Genomic DNA, 7,330 nt, shown 5'->3' with positions numbered 1-7,330 from the left:
CCCCCGCCGCCGATGCGCCCGCGGCGGCGCCCGAAACCGCGCCCGCCACCGCCCAAGCCCCGGCGGCCTCCGAAACCCCGGCGGCACCGGAAGCCCCCGCCCCCTCCGCGCCCGAAGCGGCCGAGCCCGGCGGCTCCAGCATCCTGCCGTAGGCGGTGCAGGACGCGCTGTCGCCGATGCTGAACCCGCCGGAACGCGACCCGAACCTGCCGCACGACCTGTCGCCGATGGGCATGTTCGTTGCCGCCGACTGGGTGGTGAAGGCGGTGATGATCGGCCTGGCCTTCGCCTCGGTCGTGACCTGGACGGTGCTGGTCGCCAAGGTGCTGGAACTGCTGGGGGCCATGCAGCGCGCCCAATCCGGCATCCGCCGGGTCGAAGCGGCGGCGAACCTGCCCTCGGCGCTGGCTTCGGCCGGCAACCGCCGCGACCCGGTCTCGCGCATGATCCGCGCCGCGGCCGCCGAATACGACCGCTCGGCCCCGGCGCTGGACCAGGCCGGCGACGCGGGCGTCAAGGAGCGCGTCGATTCGCATCTGGACCGGATCGAGGCCATCGCCGGCCGCCGCATGAGCCGGGGCACCGGCGTTCTGGCCACCATCGGCTCGACCGCGCCCTTCGTCGGCCTGTTCGGCACCGTCTGGGGCATCATGAACAGCTTCATCGGCATCTCGCAGGCGCAGACCACCAACCTTGCCGTCGTGGCGCCGGGCATCGCCGAGGCGCTGCTGGCCACCGCCATCGGCCTGATCGCGGCCATCCCGGCCGTGGTGATCTACAACGTCTTCGCCCGCGCCATCACCGGCTACCGCCTGCGGCTCGCCAATGCCGCGGCCGGGGTCAAGCGCCTGGTCAGCCGCGACCTCGACTTCCGCGGCACCGTCTCGCGCACGGAGGTCTGAGCCATGGCCGGCGGCATCCGCGAAACCCAAGGCGACGATCTGGTCGAGAACCACGAGATCAACGTCACGCCCTTCATCGACGTGATGCTGGTGCTGCTGATCATCTTCATGGTGGCGGCGCCGCTGGCGACGGTGGATGTGAACGTGGACCTGCCGGTCTCGAACGCGACCCCGGCGCAGCGCCCCGACCAGCCGGTCTATATCACCGTCAAGCCCGACCTGACGCTTGCCCTGGGCAACGAGGACGTGCCGGCCGGCGGGCTGGCCACGGCGCTGGCCGCCGCGACCCAGAACAACCGCGAGGAGCGCATCTTCCTGCGCGCCGACAGGAAGGTGTCCTATGGCGACCTGATGGGCGTCATGAACACCCTGCGAGAAACCGGCTATCTCAAGATCGCCCTGGTCGGGCTTGAAACCACCGGCGGGGGGGTGGCGCCCGCCGCCCAGCCCGCCGATGCCGAGCTTGATGCGCCCGCGGCAGCACCTGCCCCCGCGGCAGCACCCGCCGCAGCGCCGGCCCAGCAAACCGCCTCGACCCCGTCAAGCGGAGGAGCCCCCACGCCATGAGTTGGAAGCCTTCCCCGGCCCTGCGCGACAGCGCGCTATGGGGCACCGCCGCAGCGGTGGCCCTGGCCGCGCATATGGGCGGCGCGCTGTGGATCCTGCAACGCGCCGAAGCCGCCGCGCCCCCCGGCCTGCCCGACCCGGTCTATGTCGAGCTGGCACCGATGCCCGAGGCGGCCGCCCCGCCGGACGAGGCCGAGACCCCGGAAATGACCGAGGCCGAACCGGAACCCGAGCCCGAACCGGAGCCGGAGCCCGAACCGGAACTCGCCATGCCGCCGCTTCAGGAACTGGAACCGCTGGCGGACATGAACTCGCTGTTCCCGCCGCCGCCCGATGCGGTGGTGCTGCAGAAATCCGAACGCCCGCCCGAGCGTCCCGACCCCGAGCCGGAGCCGGAGCGGAAGGTCGTCGAAAAGCAGCCCGAGCCCAAGAAGCGCGAGAAAAAGGAAAAGGCCCCGGAAGAGCAGCCGGCCCGCCAGGCCACGACCAGGGTCCGGGCGCCGCAATCCGACCGCACCGCCGCACCCCAGGCGCAGGCCGGCACGCCCAGCCCGCGGCAGGTGGCCAGCTGGCAGTCCAAGGTGCAGGCCGCGGTGGCGCGCCACATGCAGCGCACCCGCTTCAACGGGCGCGGCGACACCATGACCGTGACCGTGCGCTTCAGCGTCGATCCCAGCGGCCGCGTGGCCGGGGCGTCGCTGGCAAGCTCGACCGGGGATGCCAGGATCGATTCTGCGCTGAACCGCCAGGCCTCGCGGATGCCGCGCCTGCCGGCGCCGCCCTCGGGCAAGACCACCGCGCTGGTGCTGCCGGTCAAGATCGTGCTGCGCTGATCCTTTTGCGGGTCGGCGCATCGGGCGCCGGATCCGGCACCGGGCGGGGGATCGGCTCGACCCCCAGAACCGGGGCCAGATCGCGCACCACCTGGGCCAGGGCCCGCGCATCCGCCCCGGCCTCGGCATTGCGGCGCCAGACCACGGCCAGATCGCGCGAGGGCGCCGGCTCGGTAAAGGGCACGATGCGCAGCCGGCCGTCGCGGTTCTCGTCCGCCAGGGCCAGCCGCGGGATCAGCGTCATGCCCATGCCGCTGGCCACCATCCGCATCAGCGTCGTCATCGAGGCCGCTTCCAGGTTCAGCTTGCGCCGCGGGCTGCGCAGCCCGCAGACCTCCAGCGCCTGGTCGCGCAGGCAATGGCCGTCGGCCAGCAGCAGCAGGCGGTCCGCCTCGATGCTTTCGGGCCGGGCCGGGCCGGACAGCAGCGTGGTGTCGCTGCCCGACAACGCGACCAGGAAGGCGTCGCGCAAGACCGTCTCGGCCTCGATCCCCGGCTCGTTGACCGGCAGGGCCATGATCCCGGCATCGAAACGGTGGCTCAGCACGCCCGAGACCACCTCATCCGTCGCGATCTCGTGCAATTCCAGGTTCAGCATCGGATGGCTGGCGCGCAACGCCGGCACCAGGTGCGGGATCAGATAGGGGGCGACCGTGGGAATGATCGCCAGCCGCAGCCGCCCCGACAAGGGCAGCCGTCCTGCCCGCGCCAGCGCCTCCAGCCGCTTGGCGGTGTCCATCAGTTCCTGCGCCACCGGCAACAGCCGCTCACCCAGCGCGGTCAGCCGCACCGGCCCCGCGCCGGCGCCGCGTTCAAACAGCGCCCCGCCCAGCCGCGCCTCGAGCTGGGCGATCTGGCTGGACAGCCCCGGCTGCGAGACATGCACCGTCTCGGCCGCGCGGCCGAAATGGCCCAGCCGGGCGACGGCAAGGAAATAGGTGATCTGGCGCAGGGTGAAGTTCATAACCAAGCGTTATCAAACCCGCGGGAAATCACAAGCGTTCTTTCCCGCCCGCCGGCGCGGCCCTGCGGATCAGCCCGGCAGGCGCTGGACCAGCAGCTTGTCGATGCGGCGATGGTCCATGTCCACCACCTCGATGCGCCAGCCCTGCCAATCCACGCGATCCCCCGCCTGCGGCAGCCGGCCGGCCAGGTCCAGCACCAGCCCGGCCACGGTGGAATAGTCGCGATCCTCGTCCAGCGAGACCGAAAGCCGGTCGGCGAATTCGTCGACCGGCATCCAGCCTGCGACCAGCAGGCTGCCGTCGTCGCGCTCGACCAGCTTCGGCTCGTCGTCGTCGAGGCCGGCGAACTCGCCGGTGATCGCCTCCAGCACGTCCATCGGCGTCACCACGCCCTCGAAATGGCCGTATTCGTCATAGACCAGCAGCATCTGCCCCGGCGCGGCGCGCAGGCGCGCGATGACCTCGGGCGCGTCCATGGTCTCGGGGATGATCGGGGCGGGCTGCATCACCTGGCGCAGGTCCACCGCCTCGGCGCGGCTTTGCGACATCAGGTCCACGCTGGCGATCACGCCGATCAGGTTGTTCGGGTCGCCGTCGCTGACCGGCAGGCGGGTGCGGCGGCCGTCGCGGAACTTGCGCGCCATCTCTTCCCAGCTGTCACCCACATCCACCGCCTCGATCTCGCGCCGGGGCGTCATCAGCCCGCGGGCGCTGCGGTCGGCGATGCGCATGACGCCGGCGATCATCTCGGTCTCGGCGCGGTGCATGACGCCCGCGGTCTCGGCTTCCGAGATCACCAGCTTGATCTCTTCGTCGCTGATGGTCTGCCGGTCCTCGCCCGATTGCCCCAGCGCGGCCAGGACCAGCTTGCCCGAACGGTCCAGCAGCCAGACCAGCGGCGCCGCCCCGCGCGAGATGGCCAGCATCAGGGGCGCCATCCGAACGGCGACGCGCTCGGGCGCCTTCAGCGCCAGCTGCTTGGGCACCAGTTCGCCCACGATCAGCGACAGGTAGGTGATGGCCACGACCACGCCGCCCATGCCCAGGGGCTGCGCCAGCGAGGGCGGCACCCCCCAGCCCGGCAGCGCCGCCGCCAGCCGCGCCCCCAGCGTCGCGCCGGAAAAGGCGCCCGACAGGATGCCGACCAGCGTGATGCCGATCTGGACCGAGGACAGGAACCGCCCCGGCTCCTCCCCCAGCGCCAGCGCGGTGGCGGCGGCCCGGTCGCCGCGTTCGGCCAGGACTTTCAGCCGCGCCGGCCGGGCCGAGACGATGGCCAGTTCAGACATGGCCAGAAGCCCGTTGAGCAGGGTCAGGACAAGGACGACAAGGACTTCGATCCACATCAAAGGGGCTCGCTCGGGTCAGGGGGATGCCGGGAAGCAGCGGGGCGCAGCAGGCCGCGCCTGTCGGAAGGGTCGTCGATCATGCGCTTGTCGGCGGCTGGCTCCGGCTGTGTCATGCCCCAATATATCGGCTGGCGCGGCCGTGACAATCACCCAGGCGGAAATTGCGCAGGACGCAACGTCACTCGCGCTTTTTTACGCGATTTTTTGCGTTTTTTTCTTTCGTTTCCTGCGGCATTATGGAAATTTTCCATCCCCGGCCATGGCACGACGGGATCGAACCACAGGATTCGAGGGGGCAGATGAAGGACAGAACCGGGGAAGTTACCGAGAAGATCGTCTTCGTCCTCCAGGGCGGCGGCGCGCTGGGGGCGTTCCAGGCCGGCGCATATGAGGCACTTTGCCGCGCCGGGCAGGAACCGGAATGGCTGGCGGGCATCTCGATCGGATCGATCAATGCCGCGCTCATCGCCGGCAACCGCCCCGGCCAGCGGCTGGAGGCGCTGCGCCGCTTCTGGGAAGAGGTGACGGGCGCGCCCTGGCTGCTGGGCTCGTGCTTCGAGGGCGGGCCGCTGCACGAACAGATGCGCGCCGTCTGCAACGAAAGCCGCGCCACCATGTCCACCATGCTGGGCGCGCCCGGCTTTTTCCGCCCGCGCATCCCGGACCTGTTTTCCTTCCTGCCCGGCCTGATGCGGCAGACCAGCTGGTATGACACCTCGCCCCTGCGCGATACGCTGCTGGCCCTGGTGGATTTCGACTATCTCAACGCCCAGGGCCCGCGCCTGTCCGTCGGCGCGGTGGATGTCGAGACCGGCAACTTCACCTGTTTCGACAGCCGCGAGACGCGGATCACCGTCGATCACGTCATGGCCTCGGGCGCGCTGCCGCCGGGCTTTCCCGCGGTCGAGATCGAGGGGCGGCACTACTGGGACGGCGGGCTGGTCTCGAACTCGCCGCTGCAATTCGTGCTGGCCAAGCCCTGCGACCGGCCGCTGTGCATCTACCAGGTGGACCTCTACCCGTCGCGCGACATCCTGCCCCGCACCATGGCCCAGGTCGAGCAGCGCGAGCGCGAGATCCGCTTTTCCAGCCGCACCCGGCTGAACACCGACGAATTCCGCATCCGCCATGCGCTGGCCAGCGCGGCGCGGCGGCTGCACGCGCGGCTGCCGGCCCCGTTCCGCGACGACCCGGACCTGGCCATGCTGATCGAATCCGGCCCGGCCCATCCGGTCAGCCTGATGCACCTGATCTATCGCCATGCCGATTACGAAAGCGCGTCCAAGGACTACGAATTCTCGCGCCTGTCTATGCTGGACCATTGGCGCGACGGGCTGCAGGACGCGGAACGCTCGCTTGCCGATCCGCGCTGGACCCAGCGGCAGGTGCCCGAGGACGGGCTGATGATCTTCGACCTCCACGACCCGCACCGGCAAGAGGCGAAGGCGGTCTGAGCCCCCGCCGCCATGCCGGCGCCCGGCGCGGGCCGGCTATTTGCGGAACAGATCCCGCAGCCCCGAGGGCTGGCTGCGCCAGAACTGCGGCGGCGCCGAGACGCTGGCGCCCAGCCTGGCCGCCGCATGCCAGGGCCAGCGCGGATCGTAAAGCACCGTGCGGGCCAGCGCGACCATGTCGGCATCGCCGGTGGCGACGATGGCCTCGGCCTGCTCGGGCTCGGTAATCAGGCCGACGGCGATGACCGGGATGCCGACCGCCTGCCTGACCGCCCGCGCCAGGGGCACCTGGTAGCCGGGACCGACGGGGATCTGCTGGCGCCGGTCCAGCCCGCCGCTGCTGACATGGATCGCCGCGCAGCCCCGCGCCTCGAGCGCCTGGGAAAAGGCGATGCTGCCCTGGATGTCCCAGCCGCCCTCGACCCAATCGGTGCCCGAGATGCGCACCGTGACCGGATAGCCCGCCGGCACCGCGTCCCGCACCGCCTCGAAGACCTCCAGCGGAAAGCGCATGCGGTTTTCCAGGCTGCCGCCATAGTCGTCCTCGCGCCGGTTCGACAGCGGCGACAGGAACTGGTGCAGCAGATAGCCATGCGCGGCATGGATCTGGATCGCGTCGATCCCCAGGCGCACGGCGCGGCGCGCGGCCTGGGCAAAGGCGTCGCGCACCCGCGCCAGCCCGGCGCGGTCCAGCGCCAGCGGCGGGTTCTCGCCCTCGGCAAAGGCCAGGTCCGAGGCCGAGACGGTCTGCCAGCCATGCGGCGCATCCGGCGCGATCTGCGCCCCGCCCTCCCAGGGCTTCGCGGTCGAGGCCTTGCGCCCGGCATGGGCCAGCTGGATGGCGATGGGCATGTCCGACCAGGCGCGCACGCCCTTCAGCACCCGATCCATCGCCGCCTCGGTCGCATCGTCCCACAGGCCGACGTCGGCATAAGAGATGCGGCCCTCGGGCAGGACGGCGGTGGCCTCGATGGTCAGGATGGCCGCGCCGGAATGCGACAGCGCGCCCAGATGGATCAGGTGCCAGTCGGTCATCCGCCCGTCCTCGGCCGAATACATGCACATGGGCGCGACGACGATCCGGTTGGCAAGGGTCCGGCCGCCGATGGCGATCGGCTCGAAAAGCTTGGGTTGGGGCATGAGGGGCATCCTTGCTGCTACCCGTCTCAGATAAACCGCAACCGCCCAGCCGCAAGCCCCGGCCCGCGCGCTTCTTTCGTGTGCAAATATCCGGGGGGAACGCCGGGCCGGCCCCATCGA

General features: G+C 70.9%; 7 protein-coding genes. 4 read left to right on the top strand and 3 right to left on the bottom strand.

Annotated elements, in window-relative coordinates; all coding sequences use genetic code 11:
* The first annotated feature begins 176 nt into the window (after positions 1-176).
* The 3 genes from exbB to FE811_RS25095 are packed head-to-tail and all read left to right on the top strand — an operon-like array spanning position 177 to position 2,302.
* The gene (gene exbB / locus FE811_RS25105) at positions 177-902 is read left to right on the top strand and encodes a tonB-system energizer ExbB (RefSeq protein ID WP_255469846.1); all 726 of its coding nucleotides are present in this window, start codon (positions 177-179) and stop codon (positions 900-902) included.
* Between the two features lie 3 nt (positions 903-905).
* The gene (exbD, locus tag FE811_RS25100) at positions 906-1,469 is read left to right on the top strand and encodes a TonB system transport protein ExbD (RefSeq protein ID WP_116222126.1); all 564 of its coding nucleotides are present in this window, start codon (positions 906-908) and stop codon (positions 1,467-1,469) included.
* On the top strand, positions 1,466-2,302 hold the full coding sequence (locus tag FE811_RS25095) for an energy transducer TonB (protein WP_036752170.1): 837 nt from the start codon (positions 1,466-1,468) through the stop codon (positions 2,300-2,302). Before exbD ends, FE811_RS25095 begins: the two co-directional genes overlap by 4 nt.
* Here FE811_RS25095 and FE811_RS25090 read toward each other — a convergent pair.
* The gene (locus tag FE811_RS25090; RefSeq protein WP_116222125.1) at positions 2,283-3,266 is read right to left on the bottom strand and encodes a hydrogen peroxide-inducible genes activator; all 984 of its coding nucleotides are present in this window, start codon (positions 3,264-3,266) and stop codon (positions 2,283-2,285) included. The genes FE811_RS25095 and FE811_RS25090 overlap by 20 nt on opposite strands.
* A gap of 69 nt (positions 3,267-3,335) precedes the next feature.
* Complete coding sequence (locus FE811_RS25085; RefSeq protein ID WP_036752176.1) at positions 3,336-4,613, bottom strand: hemolysin family protein; 1,278 nt, start codon at positions 4,611-4,613, stop codon at positions 3,336-3,338.
* A 302-nt stretch (positions 4,614-4,915) separates the two neighbouring features.
* On the opposite strand from FE811_RS25085, the gene FE811_RS25080 reads away from it, so the two are divergent.
* Positions 4,916-6,070, top strand: coding sequence for a patatin-like phospholipase family protein (locus FE811_RS25080; protein WP_116222124.1), 1,155 nt, complete (start codon positions 4,916-4,918; stop codon positions 6,068-6,070).
* A 36-nt stretch (positions 6,071-6,106) separates the two neighbouring features.
* On the opposite strand, the gene FE811_RS25075 is transcribed toward FE811_RS25080, so the two are convergent.
* Positions 6,107-7,210, bottom strand: coding sequence for an NADH:flavin oxidoreductase/NADH oxidase (locus FE811_RS25075; RefSeq protein ID WP_116222123.1), 1,104 nt, complete (start codon positions 7,208-7,210; stop codon positions 6,107-6,109).
* Positions 7,211-7,330 lie beyond the last annotated feature (120 nt).

It is taken from the genome of Paracoccus sp. FO-3, from assembly GCF_006386455.1.
Classification (GTDB): Bacteria; Pseudomonadota; Alphaproteobacteria; order Rhodobacterales; family Rhodobacteraceae; genus Paracoccus; species Paracoccus versutus.
This window is presented reverse-complemented; position numbering and strand designations above follow the sequence as displayed.